The following is a 23,018-nucleotide window of genomic DNA, read 5'->3' on the forward strand; positions in this document are numbered from 1 at the left end:
TCAAACCTTTGTCGCCAAACAGCGGTCATCTGCTACGATAGTCGTAAAAGCATTCGACGGGAGGGAATAGCGTCATGGCCAGCGTGAAATCCGCAGCGAAGCCGAAAAAAAAAGCCTCATCAGCGACAAAGACCGAGGAAAGGCCAGTCAGGCTTGCCGATTACCTGCTCGCCCGCGCGCCCGCGGAAGACATCGCCGCCTATGAGGCGACCGACCTGGCACGTGCCGCCGAACTCGCCGGCCAGGCCGTCGCCGGCCACAGGAAGGGCGGGTGCGTCGTCGCCGTCGAGGCTGATTCGGGCGTCGTCCGCGAAGGCCGTCCGGTCACGGTCATCACCGTCGTCAACGACAACATGCCGTTCCTGTTCGATTCCATCCTGGGTGAGATCACCGAGACATCGGGCGAACCGACCCTTGTCACCCACCCGGTCATCACCGTGCGCCATGGCAAGAACGGTGTCGAGGAAATCCTCGGCGACGGCAATTTCGCCAGGGACGACGGCAATCATGACCGGCTGAGCGTCATCCATGTCCACATACCGCGGCTGACAGCGGAGGCGGCGAGCGCTCTGACCGAAAGGCTGCGCAAGATGCTTGGCCAGGTCCACGCCGCCGTCAAGGACTGGAAGCCGATGCTCGCCCGGCTCGACCAGGCGATCTCCGAGTTCCGCTATTCGGCGGTGCCGCTCGACAAGAACAGTGTCGCCGAGGCGATCGCCTTCCTGGAATGGCTGCGCGACGACAATTTCACCTTCCTCGGCATGCGCGAGTTCAAATACTCGGGCGGCGAGGAAAGCGGCAATCTGGAGCGCGCCGACAAGCCCGGCCTCGGCATCCTCAGCGATCCCGATGTGCTGGTGCTGCGGCGAGGCACCGAAGCGGTGACGACGACGCCCGAAATCCGCGCCTTCCTGCACGGACCGGAACCGCTGATCGTCACCAAGGCCAATGCCAAGTCTTCCGTGCATCGGCGCATCTATCTCGATTACATCGGCGTCAAGACCTATACCCCGAAGGGCGCGCTGGCCGGCGAACTGCGCATCGTCGGCCTGTTCACCTCGACTGCCTACACGCGCTCGGTGATGAAGATCCCGTATCTGCGCTCCAAGGCCGAAACCATCATCGCCAAGTCCGGCTTCGACCGGAACGACCATTCCGGCAAGGCACTGATCAACGTGCTGGAAAGCTATCCGCGCGATGAACTGTTCCAGGTGCCGGTGCCGATCCTGCGCAAGCATGCCGCGGCCATTCTCGGCCTGGTCGAGCGGCCGCGCGTGCGGGCGCTGGTGCGCGCCGACCAGTTCGACCGCTTCGTCTCGATCCTCGTCTTCGTGCCGCGCGACCGCTACGACAGCGTCGTGCGCGAGAAGATCGGCGCCTATCTGAAAACCGTCTTCGAGGGCCGGCTCTCGGCCTATTACCCAGCCTTCCCCGAAGGCGGGCTGGCGCGCGTGCATTTCATCATCGGCCGCTCCGGCGGCAAGACGCCGAAGGTGGAGCAGGCGACGATCGAGGCGGCCATCCGCGACATCGTGCGGACCTGGGAGGATGCCCTTTCCGACGCGGCGGACGCGGGCGGCGGCGACCAGGCGTTGAAGGCCATCGCCGCAAGGCTGCCGGAAAGCTATCGCGACTCCTTCAGCGCGGCGGTGGCGCTGGTCGATGCCGGGCGAATCGCCAGGATTAGCGCCGACAATCCGATCGCCATCGACTATTATCGCCATGCCGAGCAGAAGCCGCACCAGGCGGCGCTGAAGATCTATCACCATGGCAGCCCGGTGGCGCTGTCGCGGCGCGTGCCGGTGCTGGAAAACATCGGCTTCCGCGTCATCAGCGAGCGCACCTTCGAGGTCGGCGACGGCCCGTCCGGCATGGTCTTCATCCACGACATGGAGCTTGAGAACGCCTACGGCAAGCCGATCGACCTTGCCGACGGCGGCGCGCTGTTCGAGGACGCCTTCCTGTCGGTGTGGCGCGGTGACGTCGACAATGACGGCTATAATGGCCTTGCCCAGACCGCCGGCCTGTGGTCCGGCGAAATCACCATCCTGCGCGCCTATGGGCGCTACCTGCAGCAAGTCGGCATTCCGCAAAGCCAGGATTTCATCGCCGCGGCATTGAACCGCTATCCCGAGATCGCGCGCGGCCTGCATGCGCTGTTCATCGCAAGGCTTGGCCCGACGGCCGAGGGTGAAGGCGTGGTGGCGGCAAAGCACCTCAAGGCCAAGATCAAGGACGCGTTGGAGGATGTGCCCAACATCGACGACGACACCATCATCCGCCGCTACCTCAACCTGATCGAAGCCTCGCTGCGCACCAATCATTTCGTTGCCGATACGAAGCAGAAAGGCCAGTCGCTGGCCATCAAGCTCGAATCGCAGGCGGTCGAGGGTCTGCCGGCGCCACGGCCGTGGCGCGAGATCTTCGTCTACGGTTCCGAGGTCGAGGGCCTGCATCTGCRCTTCGGCCCGGTGGCGCGTGGCGGCCTGCGCTGGTCGGATCGCGCCCAGGACTACCGCACCGAGGTGCTCGGCCTGGTCAAGGCGCAGCAGGTCAAGAATGCTGTCATCGTGCCGGTCGGCGCCAAGGGCGGCTTCTTCCCCAAGCGCCTGCCGGTTGGCGGCAGCCGCGACGCGATCTTCGAGGCCGGCACCTCGGCCTACAAGAATTTCGTTTCCAGCCTTTTGTCGATCACTGACAATATCGGGCTGGACGGTGTCATCCCGCCGGCCGGCGTTGTCAGGCGCGACCAGGACGATCCCTATTTCGTCGTCGCCGCCGACAAGGGCACGGCGACTTTCTCCGACACCGCCAACGCCATCTCCGAGAAGCATGGCTTCTGGCTCGACGACGCCTTCGCCAGTGGCGGTTCGGCTGGCTACGACCACAAGAAGATGGGCATCACCGCCAAGGGCGCATGGGAAGCGGTCAAGCGGCACTTCCGCGAGATCAACCGCGACATCCAGACCTCGCCCTTCACCGTTGTCGGTGTCGGCGACATGTCGGGCGACGTGTTCGGCAACGGCATGCTGTTGTCGCCGCAGACAAGGCTGATCGCGGCCTTCGACCATCGCGACATCTTCATCGATCCCGATCCCGACATGGCGGCCTCGATGGCCGAGCGCGAGCGCATGTTCGCGCTGCCGCGTTCGAGCTGGCAGGACTACGACAAGTCGAAGCTGTCGGAAGGCGGCATCATCGTCTCGCGCAGCCAGAAGTCGATCACCTTGCCGGCGGCGGCCGCGGCGGCGATCGGCCTTGCCAAGACGACCGCCACGCCGGCCGAGATCATGACCGCCATCCTCAAGGCGCCGGTCGATCTCCTGTGGTTCGGCGGTATCGGCACCTATTTGAGAGCCTCCACCGAAACCAATGCCGAGGTCGGCGACCGCGCCAATGACGCCATCCGCATCACCGCGCTCGACGTGCGCGCCAAGGTGATCGGCGAGGGCGCCAATCTCGGCGTCACGCAGAGGGCGCGCATCGAGTTCGGCATGAATGGCGGGCGCTGCAACTCCGACGCCATCGACAATTCGGGCGGCGTCAACTGCTCCGACGTCGAGGTCAACATCAAGATCGCGCTGGCGTCGGCCATGCGCAAGGGTTCGCTGACGCGCCCGGCCCGCAACAAGCTGCTGGCCGAGATGACGGGCGAGGTCGGCGGGCTTGTCCTGTCCAACAACTACCAGCAAACGCTGGCGCTTTCGATCGCCCGCAAGCGTGGCCTCGCCGACATCGCGCATCAGGCCCGCTTCATGTCGGCGCTGGAAGCACGCGGCCTGCTCGACCGCGCCGTGGAGACGCTGCCGTCACCGGCGGCCCTTGCCGAGCGCGAGGCGCGCGGCGAGCCGCTGACCAGGGCCGAGCTCGGCGTGCTGCTCGCCTATGCCAAGATCGTGCTGTTCTCCGATATCGTCGCCAGCGACGTGCCTGATGACGCGCATTTCGACCGTGACCTGATGGGCTATTTCCCCGACCGGATGGCGAAGAAATATGCCGCCGAAATCCACGGCCACAGGCTGCGCCGCGAGATCATCACGCGTGTCGTCGCCAACGATTTGGTCAATCGCGGCGGCCCGTCCTTCGTCAACCGGCTGCAGGAAGCCACGGGGCGCACCGCCGCCGATGTGGTGCGCACCTTCGCCGTGGTGCGTGACGGCTTCGTGCTGCCGGCGCTCTACAGGGAGATCGACGCGCTCGACAACCAGATCGACGGCCAGGTGCAACTCGATCTCTACCAGATGGTGAGCCGGCTGATCTACGTGACCAGCGGCTGGTATCTCAAGAACGATGCCGGGACGGCACCGCTCGGCCAGCGCATCGCCGAGTTGCAGGACGCGCGCAAGGCGCTGGAACCGAAACTGGTTTCGCTGCTGCCGGCCTTCTCGCGAGAGCGGATCGAGGAGAAGCGGCACGGGCTGTTCAAGGCCGGTGCGCCGGAAAGGCTGGCCGAGCAGCTGGCGCTGAGCGAGGTGGCGGAACTGATCCCCGACATCGCGCTGACCGCGCGGATGGCAAATGCCGACATCGTGGCGGCGGCCAAGGCGTTCTTCGCGGTCAGCGATGCCTTCCGCATTCCGCGAGTCGAGGACGCCGCGCGCTCGATCACACCGTCGGACTACTATGACCAGCTGGCGCTGTCGCGCGCCACCGATACGATCGGCGCGGCACGGCGCGGCATCGCGGTCGCCGCGCTCACCGGCCACGCCAAGGCCGCCGATCCCGTTGCCGCCTGGCTGGAAGCCGGCGGCGAACGCGTGGCACGCATCCGCGAACGGCTGCAAGCGCTGACCGAAGGCGGCGACATCACCGTGTCACGGCTGTCGGTGGCGTCGGGGCTGATGAGCGATCTGACGGGGATGTGAGGGTTCTTGCGAAGGTTGGCGCCGCCCCTCATCCGGCTGCCGCCACCTTCTCCCCGTATAGTGACGGGGAGAAGGGAACTGGTCGCAAGGCCGGCGCCCATTCTGCGACGTCGACAATTGGCGAAAACCTTCGCGACAGCGTCTTTCTCCCCGTTACTATACAGGGAGAAATGACCGGCAGGGCAATGAGGGGCGGCGCGACGCTTGTCATTTGCATGGCCATCGAAAACATGCAGACATGGCGCCCGATGCGGGCGCGGCCGGGGGAATCATCATGGCGGTAGAAACAGTGCAGCGTGCGTCCGGGCGCGGCATCTGGGGGTGGATGTTCTTCGACTGGGCGGCGCAGCCGTTCTTCACGGTCGTCACCACCTTCATCTTCGGTCCCTATTTCGTTTCGCGCATGGCGAGCGATCCCAACACCGGACAGGCGGTCTGGGGCTATGGCATCGCCGCCGCCGGGCTGGTCATTGCCGTGCTGTCGCCGATCCTCGGCTCGATCGCCGACCAGACCGGGCCGCGCAAGCCGTGGATCGCCTTCTTCGCCGCGATCAAGATCACCAGCCTCGCCTTGCTCTGGTTCGCCGCCCCCGGCTCGAACCTGTTCCTGGTCGTGGCGCTGTTCTCGCTGGCTTCGGTGGCGGCGGAATTCTCCACCGTGTTCAACGATTCGATGATGCCGCGCCTTGTGCCGAAGAGCGAGATCGGCCGCATCTCCAACATGGCTTGGGGGCTCGGCTATCTCGGCGGCATGATCGCGCTGATCTTCGTCGTCACTTGTCTCGCCGGCTCGCCGGAGACCGGCAAAACCATCATCGGCATCACCCCGCTGTTCGGCCTCGATCCGCATTTGGGCGAGGACGCGCGCGCCACCGGGCCGCTGTCGGCCGGCTGGTATTTCCTGTTCATCCTGCCGATGTTTCTGTTCACGCCGGACGCCATCAAGGGCATTCCGATCGGACCGGCGGTGCGCGAAGGCCTGTCAGAACTGAAATCGACACTGGCCGAGGTGCGCAGGCGCGGCGGCATCTTCCGCTTTCTCGTCGCCCGCATGATCTACCAGGACGGCGTCAACGCGCTGCTGGCGCTCGGCGGCACCTTCGCGGCCGGTATGTTCCATTGGTCGATCACCGAGATCGGCATGTTCGGCATCATACTCAATGTCGTGGCCATCTTCGGCTGCTGGATCGCGGCACGCCTCGACACCGCGCTCGGCTCCAAGGCCGTGGTCATGATCGCGCTGGTCATGCTGTCGGTCGCCACCGTCGGCGTCGTCTCGACCGGCCCGGGCTTCACGCTGCTCGGTCTGATCCAGCTGCCGACCACTGATTCCGGCGGGCTGTTCGGCACGGCGGCCGAAAAGGCCTACATCCTGTACGGCCTGTTGATCGGCCTGGCCTTCGGCCCGGTGCAGGCGTCATCGCGCTCCTACATGGCGCGCAGCGTGACGGCGGCGGAATCCGGCCGCTATTTCGGCATCTACGCGCTGGCCGGCCGGGCAACCAGCTTCCTGGCGCCGTTCCTGGTCGCGACGATCACCGCGCTCTCGGACTCGGCGCGGCTCGGCATGGCGGTGATCATCCTGTTCCTGGCGATCGGCATGGCGATCCTGGTGAGGACGCCCTATCCGGCCGACCGACCGGCGGAGTGAGCTTACCCTCCCCCTTTGTGGGGAGGGTCGATCCGCGAAGCGGAGCGGGTGGGGGTGGCGCCATCACCCCACCCCGGCGCGCTCGCAAGCGAGCGCACCGACCCTCCCCATCGAGGGGAGGGTAAGGGCGCTCAATGTCTAAAATGCCTGACCCCGGTAAACACCATCGCGATGCCGTGCTCATCGGCCGCAGCGATGACGTCCTTGTCGTTCATCGAGCCGCCCGGCTGGATGACGGCGGTGGCGCCGGCAGCGACCGCGGCAAGCAGGCCGTCGGCGAAGGGGAAGAAGGCGTCGGAGGCGACGACCGAGCCCTTTGTCAGAGGCTCGGCCATGCCGGCAGCCTCGGCCGCGTCGAGCGCCTTCCGGGCGGCGATGCGGGAGGAATCGACGCGGCTCATCTGGCCGGCGCCGATGCCGACCGTGGCGCCGTCCTTGGCGTAGACGATGGCGTTCGACTTGACGTGCTTGGCGACGCGGAAAGCGAATTTGAGATCGGCCATCTCCGCCGGCGTCGGCGCACGCTTCGTCACCACCTTGAGCTCAAGGTCGTCGACCACGGCGTTGTCGCGGCCCTGGACGAGCATGCCGCCGGCCACGGATTTGACCGTCGTCCCCGCCGAACGCGGGTCCGGCAGGCCGTCGGTGACCAGCAGGCGCAGGTTCTTCTTGGCCGCGACGATCGCCGCCGCCTCGTCCGTGGCATCGGGCGCGATGATCACTTCGGTGAAGGTTTTCACGATCTCCTGCGCCGCTTCGGCGTCGAGGGTGCGGTTGAGGGCGACGATGCCGCCAAAGGCCGATACCGGATCGCAGGCGAGCGCCTTGGCATAGGCTGATTTCAGCGACGCGCCCTCGGCGACGCCGCACGGATTGGCGTGCTTGATGATGGCGACGGCGGCGGAACGGGCCGGATCGAACTCGCCGGCCAGTTCGAAGGCGGCGTCGGTGTCGTTGATGTTGTTGTAGGAGAGCTGCTTGCCCTGCAGCTGCCGCGCCGTGGCGACGCCAGGGCGCTTGTCGCCGTTGACGTAGAAGCCGGCGCCCTGGTGCGGGTTTTCGCCGTAGCGCATCACTTCGGTCAGCCTGCCGCCAAAGGCGCGCCAGGTCGGATGCTCGATCTCCAGCGCCTCGGCGAACCAGCCGGAGATCGCGGCGTCATAACTGGCGGTGCGGGCAAAGGCCTTGGCCGCCAGCTTCTTGCGGAAATCCAGCGACAGCGAGCCGATGTTCATTTCCAGCGCGTTCAGCACCGAGGCGTAGTCGCTCGGATCGGTGACGATGGCGACATAGGCGTGGTTCTTGGCCGAGGCGCGGATCATTGCCGGGCCGCCAATGTCGATGTTCTCGACGATCGCCGCATAGTCGGCGCCGGAGCGACGGACTTCCTCGAACGGATAGAGATTGGAGACGAGGAGGTCGATCGGCTCGATGTGGTGCTTGCGCATCGCCGCCGCATGCTCGGGGTCGTCGCGCACGCCAAGCAGCGCGCCATGCACGGAAGGATGCAACGTCTTGACGCGGCCGTCCATGATCTCGGGAAAGCCGGTGAGCTCGGAGACGTCGCGCACCGCCAGGCCTGCCTCGGCGAGAGCCTTGGCGGTGCCGCCGGTCGAGACCAGTTCGACACCGGCCGCGGCCAATGCCCTGGCGAAATCGATGAGGCCGGTCTTGTCGAACACCGAAAGCAAGGCACGGCGTACGGGGACGAGATCGGGTGCGGGAATGTTCTTGGCGGCGACGGCCATGGGCTGGCGGCCTTTCACGGCTGGAGGGGCAAGCCCGCGCCGTAGCACATGACATCAGGAAATCAAGCGGCAAGCTTGCCGGTGGCCGGCGCGGTCAGTTGTTATCCGGATAGCCGGCGATGCTGGTGCGCGTCAGCTGCCAGTGGACTTCGGACACGTCGGAGGCCTTGAAGGCAAGCACGATCTGCCGGCTGCGGCGCGGGCCGCCAAGACCGGCGAAATAGATCGATTCCTCGACCTCTGGCACCACTTCGTCTGCTGTGAACACCCAGCTGTCGGCCTGATCGGCTGTCAGCACCAGGCGGTCGTGCTCGTCCTGCAAAAGGTTGATGTCGGGGTGGACATGGAAACGCACGGTGATGAAGTCACGGCCATTGTTGCGGATCGCGGCTCCGCCGGGGCGCTGGAACCGGTCCCGGCCGGCCAGCACATTGCCGTTCGTCGACAGTTTCAGCTCGCGTTCATGCAGGAAGCCGAAGCGCGGGACATAGCCGTCATGGCGGGCGACAAAACCCTGGACGCCCTTCTGGTCGGTGCGCTTGCACTGCACATGCTGCGGGCCGCCGATCAATGGCGAGCCGAGCAGGTCGTTGACGCGCAGCGAATGGCTGAAGCGTGCCGACGAGGTGTCGTTGATGGTGGCGGTCGAGTGCGCGGCGGTGGCGCGCGCCAGCGGCCGGAACTCGGCGGCGCCATAGGTGTCGATGCCTGCATTGACGATGTAATGCTGGCGGCCGGACGACAGCTCGAAGGCGAGGCAGCCGGCGTGTGCTGCGTTGGACACGTCGACCGGCGGCGGCAGGCCGGTGTCGGCGATGACGGTGACGCCCCCCATCGACAGCCTCTCATAGCCCGAATGCGGGGCGTGCAGCAGCGGCGCGCCGGCGGTGTCGTCATGGCGCAATATTGTGGCGATGCGGTCATGGATGGTGGCGCCCATGCCGTTGAAACGGGCGAGGCTGCCATCCTGGTGGCGGAAGAAGCGCAGCGCCGGCAGCATGCGGTCGATGGCGCCGATCAGTGCCTGCGGCGGGGTCTCCGCCTGGTTGGCGTAGGTCTGGCGCAGCGGCAAAAGGTCGGCGAGGATTTCCAGCACCGACATTGGATTGCGTGAGATATGGCCGCCATCGGCGAGGATCTGGCGGTTGAGTTCCTCGGCGAGGTTGCGGGTGGCGCCGCGCAGCGCCGAAGCCGGCGCGGGCAGGGAAAGCGCGGCGAAGGCAAGGGCTATGCGGGCGCGCAGCCGGTCCTTGCCGTCGGGCATCTCGCGCGCCATCGACCTGAGATAGCGGATCTGGACGGCCAGCGATTTCAGGAAGGCGCGGTAGAAGGGGAATTCGGCGCCCTGCAGCACGACGGAAGAATGCTGCAACCAGGCAATGATGCGCTTTGCCGTCGTCCCCGGCTCCCAGGCGATGCCGGCAATGTTGTTGCCGTGCATGGCGATCCAGTCGGACACCAGGGCACGCGCATTGGCGGCGGCAAGTTCGGTGCCGGCGGCGCGCATGTGGCGCAGCCAGCGAAAACCATGCAGCGTCTTTTGCCAGCCGTGATTGGGCACGTTGATCTGGAAGGGCGACTTGCCGCCGGTTTCGACCAGATGCCCCGACAGGGGATAGCGGCCGTAATAGATCTCCAGCGCGATCTGCGGGTCGGCCAGCCGCAGGTCCGGCGGCGCGATCAGGACGCGTTCGGGCGTGCGGCCGGAATAGCGCCAGCGATAGACCGGCCCGGCGCGCAAGCGCCGGCGCGTCTTGCGCCAGAACTCCTTCGCGACCAGCGTCCACAGACGCGTCGTGTTGCTGGCAGCCAGTGCCAAAAGCCCTCCTGGTCGTCCTTTACCCCAGCGCAAGCTTATATGATTCAAGAACTTATGCGAAGGCGGATTTCTGCCAACCGATCCACTTCAGGCGGCCGTGGACGGGGTCGCCCCCAAAAAAGTCGCGCCTGCCGCGACTTATGTCCTCTTGTGGCGGCGGCGAAACTCGCTGGGCGAGCAGTTTTCGCGGTCGCGAAAGAGCCGGGAGAAGTAGAAGGCATCGCCGATGCCGACCGTCGACGCCACCGTCTCGACAGGCGAATCGGTGGCCGCCAGCAATTGCTTGGCGAGATCGAGCCGGATGCGCAGCTGAAATCCCTTCGGCGACAGCCCGGTGTGCAGGACGAACTTGCGCCGCAGCGTTGCCGGCGACATGCCGAATTTCGCGGCAAATGCGCTGACGTCCAGCGGTTCGGCGGCGCGGCGCCGCAAATCGTCGATCACAGACCGGAAGTCGGGGTGGTTCTCGCCGCTGCTCCGGGCGACCGTCTGCCGGGCGGCTCGCATGACCAGCGCATGCATGGTCGCGGCGGCTTCGGCCTGGCTCAGCGCCGTGTCCTGGGACAGTTCGGCATGCAGCCGGTCGAACAGAAGCTGTATGCCGCCAAGGTCGGACAACGGAACGACCGGGGCCTGCTCGGCGATCAGCCGCATGCGCGTAAAATCGCGCGTCAACGCCCCGTCGAAGAGCGCCCAACGTTCGCTCCAGCCGGCCTCATCGGGCCCGTAGGAATGGATCCTGTCGGGAAACAGCCAGAAAAGGCTAGGCCCGACGATCGCCTGCCTGCCGGCGGCCTTGGTTTCGAGCCAGCCTCGCCCTTCCTCCACCAGCACCACGGCAAAATCCGGGAGCTTTCGCCTGACGATGGCCCGGTCGACGCGGTGCCGGCCTGTTCCCGTCACCGACAGGCCGCCCATGCCAGCCGGCGGCGATCGGTACAAGGCATAGGGTCGGTCGATCATGAGCGAAAAGTCCAGGTCAGTTTTTCTGTCCATGGCAAGAAGCTGGATGGCAGCGTATTCCCTTACCAGGATTGGGGCAATGAAGGTGATTGAAATGTCGATATCAGCCGATGTAAGGGCATTACCAGGCGCCCCGCCGGTTGCGCTGACAGCCAACGGCAAGGTGCTGTCGACGATGCCGAACAGGCTGGGGTACCTTTCCCCGACAGATCCTTCCGTCGGCGTCGAGGCCATTCGCCGCCTTTATGCGGCTCAAGGCTATGTCTGGCTGAAAGGACTTTTGCCGCGCGGCGAGGTGATCGACTTTCGCGGCTGGGTGCTTTCGCATCTTGCCGAGAGCGGACTTTTGAAGCCGGCGACCGACCCTTCGCTCGGTATCGCCTCCGACAGTGCCTTTGATCGCCAGCGCGCCGAGCGCCGCTTGATGTCGCTGGTCCGCTCGACCGCCTATGAGGGCTTTTGCGCGCAGCCGCGCCTATCGCGTCTGATGGACGCCTTCACGGGTGGCTTGTCCTACCTGCACAAGCGAAAGATCATGCGCTTCACCTTGCCAGGCAGTTCCACCACGACACCAGCGCATTACGACCTCGTCTATCTGCGCGGAGGCACCAGACGCGTGGTGACGGCCTGGATACCGATCGGCGACACGTCGATCGACATGGGAGGGCTCGTCTATCTGGAGGGATCGCATGCCATCGGCGCTGCCCTGGAAACACAGTTCGCCAGGGACAATGCCGATCTCAGCCCCGCGGAACGCATCAGTGCCTACAACCGCAACATGACCGAAGGCGGCTGGGTGTCGAAAGATCTGCCCGAAATGGCGGAACGGTTCGACACGCGCTGGCTGATGGCGGATTTCGAGGCGGGCGACATCGTCCTTCACTCGCCCTACATGATCCATGCCTCCACGACCAACCAGAGCAGGAACGGGCTGATCAGGCTGTCGACCGATATCCGCTACCAGAATGTCGACGACGAAATCGATGCGCGCTGGAGCAATCACTGGAGCCTGGACGACATGCTTTAAGGCGGGCTGATATTCAGGTGAGGCCGGCCTGCAAACGGCGGCCTCCTGCGCTTCCCCGTTCTACTGCCTCGCAGTAGAACTGTGCTCACGTACTTGAGTACGCTCCGCTCCGGTTCTCGGAGACACCATTTTCGACTCGGCCTGACCTGAATCTCAGCCCGCCTTGGGCGTGGCTAAGCCACTCGCCGCATGCGGGCGGCGAAGAAGCCGTCCAGGCCAGAGCGCTCCGGCGTGCCGAGGTCGAGGTCGGCGGGCGTGGTGCGCAGCGTGCCTTGCGGCGTCAGGAAAGGGTCGATGCCGGCGACCTCGCCTTGCCGCAGCGGATCGTCGACGACCGTGGCCGTGTCCTTGAGAAAGGCACGATGCAGGTCTTCGCCTTCCAGCGGGTCGAGCGAACAGTTGGAAAAGACGATCCGGCCGCCGGGCCTGACCAGCGTGACGGCGCGGGCAAGCAACCGCCCTTGCAGGTCGGCGAGCTTTTCGACATCGGCCGCCGTCTTGGTCCACGGCACGTCGGGATGCCGGCGCACCGTGCCGGTCGACGAGCAGGGCGCGTCGAGCAGCACGGCGTCGAACAGTTCCTTCGGCTCATATTTGAGGAGGTCGGCCTGGACGATCTCGGCCGACAGGCCGAGGCGGTCGAGATTCTGCGCCAGCCGGACCAGCCGGTTCTTCGAGGTGTCGACGGCGGTGACCCTGGCGCCGGCCAGGATCAATTGCGCGGTCTTGCCGCCGGGCGCGGCGCAGAGGTCGGCGATGCGCAATCCCCCGACGTCACCGAAGAGCCGCGCCGGCAGGCTGGCCGCGGCATCCTGGACCCACCAGGCGCCTTCCGCGAAGCCGGGCAGGTCGGTGACGGCTCCGGCAAGATTTTCCACGCGCACCGTGCCGGTGGGCAGCACGATGCCGCCAAGCTTTTCGGCCCAGAGTTCGGGATCGGCCTTGACCGAGAAGTCGACGGGCGCCTCGTAACGGTGCGCAGCGAGAATGAGCTTCGCCTTGTCGGCGCCGTAGGCTGCTTTCAGCCGGTCGGAGAACCATTTTGGCGCTTCATCGGTGGCCGCAAGGGCGGCGGGCAGCTCGGTTTCCTTGGCCCGCGCCAGCGTGCGCAGCACGCCGTTAACGAGACCGGAGAAGCGCTGCGTGCGCGGATCGGACTTGGCGTGGGTGACCGCGAGGTCGACAGCGGCGCTGTCGGGAATGTCGAGGAACAGGATCTGCGCGGCCGCTACATGCAGTATGTGCGACAGTGCCGTGGCGTTGGGTGGCAGCGGCTTTTCCAGCCTGCGCGCCAGCAGCCCGGTGATGGTCATGCGGAAGCGCAGCGCGGTGACCAGGATGGCGCGCACCAGGCCACGGTCGCGCAAATCGAGCGCCTTGTATTGCGGGTGGCCGTTCTCATGGTCGGTCAGCCCGTCGAGCGGCGTCCGGGCATCGATGACGGCGGCAAGCAGCCGTGCCGCCGCCTTGCGGGCGGCGAGACCGGCGACGAATTCGCCGTCTCCATGATCCTGACTGCCTGAGCCTGCGCGCCGAGGTCCCGCCACGCTCACGACCATCGGCCTTTGGGCCCGGTCGGATTGCGACCCCATGGATTGGCCTTCGGCCTTTCGGGCTCAGCCGGCTGTTCCGCTTGCGGGGCCTGGCCCCACGGGCCGGACGACTGTTGTTGCTCCGCCTGCCGGGACGCCGGCGCCTGGCGCGAAGCGGCCTGGGTGCCGCCGCCTGCCATCTGCCGCGCCATCTCCTGCAACGCGGCGATGCGGTTGTCGGTGCTCGGGTGGGTGGAGAACAGATTGTCCATGCGCTCGCCATGCAGGGGATTGATGATGAAGAGATGCGCCATCGCCGGATTGCGCTCCGCATCGGGGTTGGGAATGCGTTCGGCGCCGCGGGCGATCTTGTCAAGGGCGGAAGCCAGCCACAGCGGGTGTCCACAGATTTCGGCGCCGCGCCGGTCGGCCTCGTATTCGCGGGTGCGGCTGACCGCCATCTGCACGATCATGGCGGCAAAGGGCGCGACGATCATCGCCGCCAGCACGCCGACAAAGCCGAACGGGTTGTTGTCGCGGTTGCCGCCGAGGAAAAAGGCGAAATTGCCGAGCATCGAGATGGCGCCGGCAAAGGTGGCGACGATGGTCATGGTCAGCGTGTCGCGGTGCTGGACGTGGGCGAGCTCGTGCGCCATCACCGCCGCGACCTCTTCATGGGTTAGCCGCTGCAACAGGCCGGTAGAGGCGGCGACCGCCGCGTTCTGCGGGTTGCGGCCGGTGGCGAAGGCGTTGGGCTGCGGATTGTCGATCAGATAGGTTTTCGGCATCGGCAGGCCGGCCTGCTTGGCCAGCGCCTGGACGATGGCGTAATATTCCGGCGCGTTCTTCTCGTCGACCTCGACGGCACGGTTCATCGACAGCACCATCTTGTCGGCGTTCCAGTAGCTGAACAGATTGGTGCCGGCGGCGACCAGCAAAGCGATCATCATGCCGCCCGTTCCGCCGATCAGGAAGCCGACGCCCATGAACAGCGCCGTCATCGCGGCAAGAAGCATGGCGGTGCGAATGGTGTTCATCGTCTGCTCCTGTCCGGATGATGGTGAAGAGGGATCGATTGTCGTGGGTTCATGGCTATATGATGGGAAACGCCTGCCGCTGTTTCAATCCGCGTGGAATATCGCATGACCGACGAAACCAGTAAAACGCCTGCCGGCCCGGATGATGATGCGCCGCCAAAAGAGCTGACGCTGGCGGCCCGCCGAGCGCTGGCCGAGGCCGAGGCTCGACGCACCGCGTATCGCGAGAAGGAAGCCGCCCTGCCGAAGGAGATCGGCGGGCGCGGCGGCAGGGAACCCGGCCGCTACGGCGACTGGGAAGTCAAAGGCCTGACCAGCGACTTCTAAGGTATGCTGATATTCAGGTGAGGCCGGCCTGCAAGCGATGGTTCCCTGCGCTTCCCCGTTCTACTGCGTCGCAGTAGAACTGAGCTCACGTACTTTAGTACGCTCCGCTCCCGTTCTCGGAAACCATCGCTTTCGAATCGGCCTGACCTGAATCTCAACACACCGTTAGGCGGACGTCGTGTCACATCGTTATGCAGCGTTGCGCTGAGCCTCAAGTGCCAGCCAGCCGCGTTCGTCGATGGTGATGCCGACGCCGTCATAACCGGCGATCGCGGCATGCGGTGTTTGCATCGGGTGCGAATGCGTGGCGCTGATCACCATGACCGCGGCTTGCGCGGCCTCGGCTGCTGCGATGCCAGCCGGAGCATCCTCGAACACAAGGCAGTCGCGCGCATCGAAGCCGAGCCGTTCTGCGCCAAGCCGGAAGCAGTCGGGGGCCGGCTTGCCGCGGGAAACGTCTTCGGCCGCAACGATGATCGCCGGGACAGGAATGCCGGCAGCCTCCATGCGTGCCAGCGCCAGGGAGCGCGGCGCCGAGGTGACGACCGCCCAGCTTTCGCCCGGCAGCGCCTTGAGAAAGGCCACGGCGCCGGCAATCGGGACAATGCCGTCCAGATCGGCGGCTTCGGCCTTCAGCAGCAGGTCGGCCTCATGCGCCGGGTCGACGCCTGGCAGGGCAAGGTTGGTGATGGTCTCGATCGCCCGCACGCCGTGGATCGTCGGCAGGAAGGCCGCGACGTCGAGGCCATGGCGGCGCGCCCAGTCGCTCCACACCCGCTCCGCCGAGGCGATGGAATTGATGAGCGTGCCGTCCATGTCGAAAAGGAAGGCCGCGAATTTTCTGCCAGCAAACATGATTTTCCTTGAAGTCCGGGGTGCGTGTCGAGGGAGGGCGCAACCGTAACGTGAAGGCGCGGACCTGGAAAGGCACGGGGGCATATTTTGCGACGGTCCAGGGAACCACAGCCACCTCGCGACGTTGCAACGGCATTGTTTTCCATGACGATCGAAGGGGACGTGCGATGCTGATCCGGCTCGGCTACGAAATCGCCATTGAATGCGCCGAGGCCACTCCGGTGATTTCGCTGCTCGAGATCCACAAGGACAGGCAAGCCGACATCAAGCGGCAGACGCGCGTCCTGACTTCACCTTCGGTGCCGACGAGGCTCTATCAGGACCTGCATGGCAATGGCTGCCGCCGCTTCATTGCGCCCGCCGGCACCTTCCGCATCCTGTACGATGCGGTCGTCGAGGACAGCGGCGAGACGGATGAGGTCAACACGCTTGCCCGGGAAATGCCGGTGGCTGAATTGCCCGACGAGGTGCTTGGCTATCTTCTTGGCAGCCGCTATTGCGAGACCGATCATCTCAGCAGTCTCGCCTGGCAACTGTTTGGCCATCTGCCCTCCGGCTGGGCGCGGGTGCAGGCGATCGTCGACTATGTCCACAACCGGCTGTCGTTCGGCTATGGCTACGCGCGTTCAACCCGCACGGCGGCGCAGGCGCATGAGGAACGGGTCGGCGTCTGCCGCGACTTCGCCCATCTGGCGATCACGCTCTGCCGCTGCATGAACATTCCTGCGCGCTATGTGAATGGCTATCTCGGCGACATCGGCGTGCCGCTCGATCCGGCGCCGATGGATTTCTCGGCCTGGATGGAAGTGTTCCTCGACGGCAAGTGGTACACGTTCGATCCGCGCCACAACCGGCCTCGGACCGGCCGCGTCGTCATCGCGCGCGGCCGCGACGCCACCGACGTGCCCTTGCTGCACAGCTTTGGTCCGCACCGGCTCAGCCTGTTCAAGGTGTGGACCTATGAGCAGGAGGGCAATCTGTTCAATCCGCCCTATCACGGCATCGACAGGACGGTCAGCGCACAGACGTTGGCGTAGTCCTTCGCGCTGTTAGTGTCGCAATCCCGGGACAGTTGGTTCGGTTCGGCACAGAGAGCCTGTGCCGCAATAGCACGTCTCGGAACACTCAGCGGCTGCTTCAGGTTGAGCATGGTAAGCGGTTCGTAAACGCGACTGGGGCCACGTTGTTCGCGTTTACCGTTCGTTGACCCTTGTTAAGAGGGAAATCAAACAAAAACAACAGATTGATGGTTCACGGCTCGGTTCCGGCGCTCGGCGGGCGGCTTCCGGCTGGAATCCTGCATTGCCCCTGTTGCGGCGACGAGGCCGAGGCATGCGGAGGCTGTTGGATGCGAAATTACGGGGGTCTTGTTCACGCGGTCGGCGGGTTCGCCAGACACAGCGGTGGAAATTTCACAATCCTGTTCGGCTTCGCTGCCTCGGTCCTGGCGCTGGCCGCCGGCTTCTCGGTCGACATCTCGCAGCTCTACAACGCCCGGTCGAGCCTGCAGGGCGTGGTCGACGCCGCGGTGACATCGACGGCGCGCGACCTGACGACCGGCGTCATCAAGGAGGCCGACGCCAACAAGGCGGTGCAGAACTTTCTCGTGGCCAACAATACGGCGGGCATCCTGCAGCCCGACCAGATCGTGCTCGACAGACTGGTCGTCGACAGGACCGCCAAAACGGTGCAGGCGGATGTCCATGTCGATGTCGCCCTGTTCTTCCCGGTTTTCGGCATGGGCAATACGAAGCGCGTCACCGCGTCGACGACATCGCTTTATTCGGACAAGACCATCGAAGTGGCGATGATGCTCGATGTGACGGGATCGATGGCCGGTCAGAAAATCCAGGACCTGAAGACCGCCGCGGCCAATGCGGTGGATAGTTTCCTGGGCGGCCAGGACCCGAACAGGCCGCGGGTGCGGGTGTCCATCGTGCCCTATGCCAACTCGGTCAATGCCGGCCAGTTGGCAGCCAGCAGCGTCTATGTTGAAACCAACGCCGGCCAGCGCAAGCAGGCGCCCGGCAATGCGAGCCCTCAGCTTGCCTCGGCGTCGCCGCGTCCGGACAATTGCGCCACCGAACGCAAGGGGGTCGATCAGTATTCGGACGCGGGTCCCGACTCCAGCATGGTCAATCGCGACTATCTTTTGTCGGGCTTTGCCACGAAAACAGGCACCGCCGCTTGCCCGGTCGCCGCGCTCGTGCCTCTGACAGCCGACGCTGCCACACTCAAGAATGTCATCAAGGATCTTGTCGCCTCGGGCGGTACCGCCGGCCATATCGGCGTCCAGTGGACCTGGTATATGCTCTCGGAAAGGTGGGGCAGCGTGCTCAACGCTTCGCAGCGGCCAGCCAAGTTCGATCCGAAAAAAGTCGGCAAGTACGCAATCCTGATGACGGACGGCGAATTCAACCTGTCCTATTTCGACGCCACCGGCGTTGACGGGGTCTACAACGACGCCGGCAAGGAGACGACCCGCACGGCGGCGACAAAGCTCTGTGCCGCCATGCGCGACAAGGGCATAGAAATCTTCACGATCGGCTTCAAGCTCGATGAGGCGAATGCGGTCACGACGCTGCAGACCTGTGCCAGCCCCGATACGGGTTCAGCCAAGCACTTCTACCAGGCCGCCGACGGCGTCGAACTGGATACGGCCTTTCAGACCATCGCCCGCAACATCGAGACCCTGGCGTTGACGAAATAGGGCTTGGCCCAAAGGAAAAGGCCGCCGCTTCTTTGGAAGCCGGCGGCCTTCCGTGTTTCCGTCCATGGCGCGGCCTGTGGCGGCAACCCCTTCGGGTCACCTGCCGCGCATCTCGCGCCTTAACGGGAAGACTGCTTCCCGAAAGTGCAATCCGCTGAGGCCACGTTCTGGAAAACGAAATCACTCGACATCGGATCACCTCCTTTCGATTTGTTGAACACACAGACATGATGGGGTGCGTCGCGGGAAATGACAAGTGCCGGGCTGAAAAAGGCGTCCTGCCGGAAAATGCCGCCCAGTCCGGTCTGCGTGCTTAGGCTTGCGATCCACGGCTCAAATGGACAACATGGCGTCATCAGGTCACGGGAGGGACCATGGACGCCACCGAGAGGGCCGCGCGCATCGTTCGAACGGTGATCGAGGCGCTGAAGCCGGGTTTTGCCGTCAGGCTGTGGACCGGGGAACGGATCGGCCCAGCCGGCGGCCCGGTGCTTGCCATCAACGATCAGGATATCGTCCGGCAACTGGCCCGCCGGCCGAATTTCTCGACGCTGCTCGAAATGTGGATTTCCAGGACGATCGACGTCGAGGACGGCTCGCTGTTCGATCTCTACGCCCTGCCGTCACAGGGCAAGCTGAGGCTGAAGGCGCTGCCGAAACTGGCGATCCTGCGCGACCTGCCCGCCGTCTTGTTTTCGCGACGGCAGATGACGAAGCGGGCCGATCTTGCCGGGCACAACCCCTTTGTCAGCGGTTCGAACAAGCAAGCGATCGAACATCACTACGACATTTCCAACGCCTTCTACCGGCTCTTCCTCGACGAGCGCATGGTCTATACCTGCGCCTACTTCACCGATTTCGCCAACGGCATCGACCAGGCGCAGAAGGACAAGCTCGACCATATCTGCCGCAAGCTGAGGCTGAAGCCGGGTGACCGGCTGCTCGACATTGGCTGCGGCTGGGGCGCGATGCTGATCCATGCCGCCAAGCACTATGGCGCCATCGGCCATGGTGTGTCGCTGTCGGAGGAGCAGACCCGGCTGGCGCGCGAGCGCATCCGCGCCGAGGGGCTGGAGGACAAGATCACCATCGACATCAAGTCCTACACCGAGCTCGACGGCAGCTACGACAAGATCTCGTCCATCGGCATGTTCGAGGCGGTCGGCCTCGCCAATCACGCCACCTATTTCTCGACCGTCCACCGGCTGTTGAAGCCAGGCGGCATCTATCTGCATCATGCCATCACGAGGCGCGGCAAGGGCGGCACGCGCAAGACTTTGCGCAAGGGCGCGGAATACAAGGCGTTGGTCAAATACATCTTCCCCGGCGGCGAGGTCGACACGATCGGCATGACATCAGGCAATCTCGAGGCGCATGGCTTTGTCATCGCCGACGTCGAGAATCTGCGCGAACACTATGCCCGCACCTGCAGGCTGTGGGCCGAGCGCCTGCAGGCGCGCTTCGACGAGGCGATCGCCGAGGTCGGCGAGCCCAAGGCACGGCTATGGCTGCTTTATCTCACCGGCTGTTCGATCACCTTCGATCGCGGCTCGGCGCAGATTTTCCAGACCGTCGTCACCAAGCGCGCGCGGGGGCCAAGCGGCCTGCCGCCGACGCGGGCCGACCTTTATCGGTAGCTACAGAAAGCGCATCGCGTCGCCGACCTTAATGCCGGCCGGCCTGTCCACCGTGCAGTAGACGCCAAGGTTGTGCGCGTTGTGGCGGACCAGATTGCGCAGGATACCGGGATCGTGGTCGAAGCCGTCCTGGCTGATGATGGTGAAGCCGCAGCGGCGGCAGGGTTCGGAAATCGTCAGGAGCAAGTCGCCGATGGCGAGCTTGCGGCCGATCCATTCGGTTTCGGGAAACGAGCCTTCGACCGCTGCCATGTCGACAACGATGTTGGGGCGGAAGCGGCGCGGGTCGGCGGCGCCTTCCGGATGCAGCGCTTTCAGCCGCGCCAGCGAGGCCGTGGTCAGAAGATGGATCGGCGCCTTTGCGTAGCGGGCCGCGGTGACGGGGCCGGCATAGGCTGGCGGCGCATTCTCTCGGCCAAACGGCCGGATCGAGGCGGTGAAGCCGAGATAGGTCGATAGGGCTCGGTCGCATTCGGCGCCGGGTGCGCTCAGCCAGTCGCCGCCGGGGATGGCGATCTCCAGGTCGCGATCATTGGCCAGCCGGGTGCGGATGCGCGGCACCTTGTGCCATTTCGCCTCGCGATCGGGCCGCGCGATCTCATTGTCCGAGGTATCGACGAGGCCGAACATGCGGTCGCCCGCCATGCCCGCCGGTCCGACCAGGATGGCGTCCTGGCGCTCGCCGGCGAGCGAACTCGCCGGGTAACGCCAGAGCTGGCTGACAGAGCCCAATGCCGCTTCGCCTGCCATCAGCCCTTCTTGTTCTGCCGGTTGGCGATGAGGTCGTCGACGACGGCCGGATCGGCGAGCGTCGAGGTGTCGCCAAGGGCTGCAAAATCATCCTCGGCGATCTTGCGCAGGATGCGGCGCATGATCTTGCCGGAGCGCGTCTTGGGCAGGCCGGGCGCGAACTGGATCTTGTCGGGCGAAGCGATGGCGCCGATCTCCTTGCGGACATGGGCGATGAGCTCCTTGCGCAGTTCTTCCGTCGGCTCCTCTCCCCTCATCAGGGTGACGTAGCTGTAGATGCCCTGGCCCTTGATGTCGTGTGGATAGCCGACGACGGCGGCCTCGGAAACCTTGTCATGGCTGACCAGCGCCGATTCGACTTCGGCCGTGCCCATGCGGTGACCGGATACGTTGATGACGTCGTCGACGCGGCCGGTGATCCAGTAATAGCCGTCGGCGTCGCGACGGCAGCCGTCACCGGTGAAATACTTGCCCTTGTACGTCGAAAAATAGGTCTGCACGAAACGGTCGTGATCGCCATAGACGGTGCGCATCTGGCCGGGCCAGGAATCGGTGATGCAGAGATTGCCGTCGRCCGCCCCTTCCAGCACCTTGCCTTCGCCGTCGACCAGCTGCGGCTTGACGCCGAAGAAGGGCCGCGTTGCCGAGCCTGCCTTGAGATCGGTGGCGCCCGGCAGCGGGGTGATCAGGATGCCGCCGGTCTCGGTCTGCCACCATGTGTCGACGATCGGCACCTTGCCGTTGCCGACGACGTTGAAATACCACTCCCAGGCTTCCGGATTGATCGGCTCGCCGACCGAACCCAGCACGCGCAGCGATTTGCGCGAGGTCTTCTTCACCGGGTCGTTGCCGGCGCCCATCAGCGCGCGCAGCGCGGTCGGCGCGGTGTAGAAGATGTTGACCTTGTGCTTGTCGATGACTTCCCAGAAGCGCGACTGCGACGGGTAGTTCGGCACGCCCTCGAACATCAGCGTGGTTGCGCCGTTGGCGAGCGGACCGTAGACGATGTAGCTGTGGCCGGTGACCCAGCCGACATCGGCGGTGCACCAGTAGATGTCGCCGTCATGGTAGTCGAAGACATATTGGTGCGTCATCGAGGCATAGACGAGATAGCCGGCGGTGGTGTGCAGCACACCCTTCGGCTTGCCGGTCGAACCCGAGGTGTAGAGGATGAACAGCGGGTCTTCCGCCTTCATCTTCTCGGGTTTGCACTCCGCCTTCACCGTCGCGACTTCGTCGTGATACCAGACGTCGCGGCCGGGCGCCCAGCCGATCTTGCCGCCGGTGCGGCGCACGACGAGGACATTCTTCACCATGACGAAGTTCTTCGCGGCGATGTCGATCGCCTTGTCGGTGTTCTCCTTCAGCGGGATGGACTTGCCGCCGCGCAGGCCCTCATCGGCGGTGATGACGAAGGTCGATTCGCAGTCGACGATGCGGCCGGCCAGCGCATCCGGCGAAAAGCCGCCGAAGACGATCGAATGGATGGCGCCGATGCGCGTGCAGGCCAGCATCGCATAGGCGGCCTCCGGGATCATCGGCATGTAGATGGTGACGCGGTCGCCTTTCTTGACGCCGTGCTTCTTCATCACATTGGCGAGCCGGCAGACATGCTCGTAGAGCTCGTGGTAGGTGATCTTCTTGTCGTCGTAGGGGTTGTCGCCTTCCCAGATGATGGCGGTCTGGCTGCCGCGCTTCTTCAGATGGCGGTCGATGCAATTGTAGGAAACATTGGTCAGGCCGTCCTCGAACCATTTGATCGAGACCTTGCCGTCGAAGGAGGTGTTCTTGACCTTGCTGAAGGGCTTGAACCAGTCGATGCGCTTGCCGTGCTTGCCCCAGAATTTGTCCGGGTTCTTGATGCTGTCGGCATACCATTTCAGGTAAGTGTCGTTGTCGATCAGCGCATTCTTCTTCCACGCCGGCTGGACGCGATGGACATGAACCTCGGACATTCCTGACTTTCCTCCCAAACCAATCCGCCGGCTTGAACCGCCGGCTGGATCGCGGCGAAGCGGCCGCGAATTCGGCGGCATTATTACCAGTTCCGCCGTGACGGCAACATTAGACGTTGGATTCGCGCGGCGGGATGCCGCA

At 64.9% G+C, this 23,018-nt stretch carries 15 protein-coding genes; 7 read left to right on the plus strand and 8 right to left on the minus strand.

From position 1 onward, the window contains the following. Window positions 1-74 precede the first annotated feature (74 nt). Both AC1DPX_RS06375 and AC1DPX_RS06380 read left to right on the plus strand, forming a co-directional pair. Window positions 75-4,865, plus strand: coding sequence for an NAD-glutamate dehydrogenase (locus AC1DPX_RS06375; protein ID WP_477235294.1), 4,791 nt, complete (start codon window positions 75-77; stop codon window positions 4,863-4,865). Window positions 4,866-5,139: 274 nt separating this feature from the next. Continuing rightward, entirely contained in the window at window positions 5,140-6,516 is a 1,377-nt protein-coding gene (locus AC1DPX_RS06380) for an MFS transporter (protein WP_202357328.1), read from the plus strand. Window positions 6,517-6,647: 131 nt separating this feature from the next. Here the strand turns inward: AC1DPX_RS06380 and purH are convergent, their stop codons facing one another. The 3 genes from purH to AC1DPX_RS06395 all read right to left on the minus strand — a co-directional run bounded on the left by purH (window position 6,648) and on the right by AC1DPX_RS06395 (window position 11,046). Further along, window positions 6,648-8,264 (minus strand): bifunctional phosphoribosylaminoimidazolecarboxamide formyltransferase/IMP cyclohydrolase, encoded by a 1,617-nt coding sequence (gene purH / locus AC1DPX_RS06385; RefSeq protein WP_477235296.1) that lies wholly within the window; start codon window positions 8,262-8,264, stop codon window positions 6,648-6,650. 94 nt (window positions 8,265-8,358) lie between these two features. Beyond that, window positions 8,359-10,083, minus strand: a complete 1,725-nt coding sequence (locus tag AC1DPX_RS06390; protein WP_202357330.1) for a heparinase II/III family protein — start codon at window positions 10,081-10,083, stop codon at window positions 8,359-8,361. Between the two features lie 138 nt (window positions 10,084-10,221). After that, window positions 10,222-11,046 carry a helix-turn-helix domain-containing protein gene (locus AC1DPX_RS06395; protein WP_477235298.1) on the minus strand — a complete coding sequence of 275 codons (825 nt, stop codon included), beginning with the start codon at window positions 11,044-11,046 and terminating at the stop codon, window positions 10,222-10,224. A gap of 94 nt (window positions 11,047-11,140) precedes the next feature. Between AC1DPX_RS06395 and AC1DPX_RS06400 the strand changes: the two genes are divergently transcribed. Then, on the plus strand, window positions 11,141-12,073 hold the full coding sequence (locus AC1DPX_RS06400; protein ID WP_477235769.1) for a phytanoyl-CoA dioxygenase family protein: 933 nt from the start codon (window positions 11,141-11,143) through the stop codon (window positions 12,071-12,073). A 173-nt stretch (window positions 12,074-12,246) separates the two neighbouring features. On the opposite strand, the gene AC1DPX_RS06405 is transcribed toward AC1DPX_RS06400, so the two are convergent. Next, the gene (locus AC1DPX_RS06405) at window positions 12,247-13,632 is read right to left on the minus strand and encodes an RsmB/NOP family class I SAM-dependent RNA methyltransferase (protein WP_477235771.1); all 1,386 of its coding nucleotides are present in this window, start codon (window positions 13,630-13,632) and stop codon (window positions 12,247-12,249) included. Further along, window positions 13,623-14,642 (minus strand): zinc metalloprotease HtpX, encoded by a 1,020-nt coding sequence (gene htpX, locus AC1DPX_RS06410; protein WP_477235300.1) that lies wholly within the window; start codon window positions 14,640-14,642, stop codon window positions 13,623-13,625. Before htpX ends, AC1DPX_RS06405 begins: the two co-directional genes overlap by 10 nt. A gap of 105 nt (window positions 14,643-14,747) precedes the next feature. On the opposite strand from htpX, the gene AC1DPX_RS06415 reads away from it, so the two are divergent. Continuing rightward, on the plus strand, window positions 14,748-14,969 hold the full coding sequence (locus tag AC1DPX_RS06415) for a DUF1674 domain-containing protein (RefSeq protein WP_477235302.1): 222 nt from the start codon (window positions 14,748-14,750) through the stop codon (window positions 14,967-14,969). Window positions 14,970-15,158: 189 nt separating this feature from the next. Here the strand turns inward: AC1DPX_RS06415 and AC1DPX_RS06420 are convergent, their stop codons facing one another. Then, on the minus strand, window positions 15,159-15,824 hold the full coding sequence (locus AC1DPX_RS06420) for an HAD-IA family hydrolase (protein WP_477235304.1): 666 nt from the start codon (window positions 15,822-15,824) through the stop codon (window positions 15,159-15,161). A 167-nt stretch (window positions 15,825-15,991) separates the two neighbouring features. On the opposite strand from AC1DPX_RS06420, the gene AC1DPX_RS06425 reads away from it, so the two are divergent. From AC1DPX_RS06425 to AC1DPX_RS06435, 3 genes are all read left to right on the plus strand, one after another. Beyond that, the gene (locus tag AC1DPX_RS06425) at window positions 15,992-16,861 is read left to right on the plus strand and encodes a transglutaminase-like domain-containing protein (protein WP_202357335.1); all 870 of its coding nucleotides are present in this window, start codon (window positions 15,992-15,994) and stop codon (window positions 16,859-16,861) included. A 311-nt stretch (window positions 16,862-17,172) separates the two neighbouring features. Next, complete coding sequence (locus tag AC1DPX_RS06430; RefSeq protein WP_477235306.1) at window positions 17,173-18,534, plus strand: pilus assembly protein TadG-related protein; 1,362 nt, start codon at window positions 17,173-17,175, stop codon at window positions 18,532-18,534. Between the two features lie 374 nt (window positions 18,535-18,908). Then, window positions 18,909-20,171: a class I SAM-dependent methyltransferase gene (locus tag AC1DPX_RS06435; RefSeq protein WP_477235308.1), complete on the plus strand. Its 1,263-nt coding sequence runs from the start codon at window positions 18,909-18,911 to the stop codon at window positions 20,169-20,171. Here the strand turns inward: AC1DPX_RS06435 and AC1DPX_RS06440 are convergent, their stop codons facing one another. Both AC1DPX_RS06440 and acs read right to left on the minus strand, forming a co-directional pair. Next, window positions 20,172-20,921 (minus strand): MOSC domain-containing protein, encoded by a 750-nt coding sequence (locus AC1DPX_RS06440; RefSeq protein WP_477235310.1) that lies wholly within the window; start codon window positions 20,919-20,921, stop codon window positions 20,172-20,174. It abuts the gene before it with no gap. Next, window positions 20,921-22,876, minus strand: a complete 1,956-nt coding sequence (acs, locus tag AC1DPX_RS06445) for an acetate--CoA ligase (protein WP_477235312.1) — start codon at window positions 22,874-22,876, stop codon at window positions 20,921-20,923. The genes AC1DPX_RS06440 and acs overlap by 1 nt, the downstream gene beginning before the upstream one ends. Window positions 22,877-23,018: the final 142 nt, after the last annotated feature.

Source organism: Mesorhizobium sp. 01N446 (assembly GCF_056399285.1).

Coding starts and splice junctions, on each gene's coding strand:
- AC1DPX_RS06415 (WP_477235302.1), top strand. CDS start 14,748: ATGACCGACGAAACCAGTAAAACGCCTGCCGGCCCGGATGATGATGCG.
- purH (WP_477235296.1), bottom strand. CDS start 8,264: ATGGCCGTCGCCGCCAAGAACATTCCCGCACCCGATCTCGTCCCCGTA.
- AC1DPX_RS06400 (WP_477235769.1), top strand. CDS start 11,141: ATGTCGATATCAGCCGATGTAAGGGCATTACCAGGCGCCCCGCCGGTT.
- htpX (WP_477235300.1), bottom strand. CDS start 14,642: ATGAACACCATTCGCACCGCCATGCTTCTTGCCGCGATGACGGCGCTG.
- AC1DPX_RS06430 (WP_477235306.1), top strand. CDS start 17,173: ATGCGAAATTACGGGGGTCTTGTTCACGCGGTCGGCGGGTTCGCCAGA.
- AC1DPX_RS06440 (WP_477235310.1), bottom strand. CDS start 20,921: ATGGCAGGCGAAGCGGCATTGGGCTCTGTCAGCCAGCTCTGGCGTTAC.
- AC1DPX_RS06395 (WP_477235298.1), bottom strand. CDS start 11,046: ATGATCGACCGACCCTATGCCTTGTACCGATCGCCGCCGGCTGGCATG.
- AC1DPX_RS06435 (WP_477235308.1), top strand. CDS start 18,909: ATGGACGCCACCGAGAGGGCCGCGCGCATCGTTCGAACGGTGATCGAG.
- AC1DPX_RS06380 (WP_202357328.1), top strand. CDS start 5,140: ATGGCGGTAGAAACAGTGCAGCGTGCGTCCGGGCGCGGCATCTGGGGG.
- AC1DPX_RS06425 (WP_202357335.1), top strand. CDS start 15,992: ATGCTGATCCGGCTCGGCTACGAAATCGCCATTGAATGCGCCGAGGCC.
- AC1DPX_RS06405 (WP_477235771.1), bottom strand. CDS start 13,632: ATGGTCGTGAGCGTGGCGGGACCTCGGCGCGCAGGCTCAGGCAGTCAG.
- AC1DPX_RS06420 (WP_477235304.1), bottom strand. CDS start 15,824: ATGTTTGCTGGCAGAAAATTCGCGGCCTTCCTTTTCGACATGGACGGC.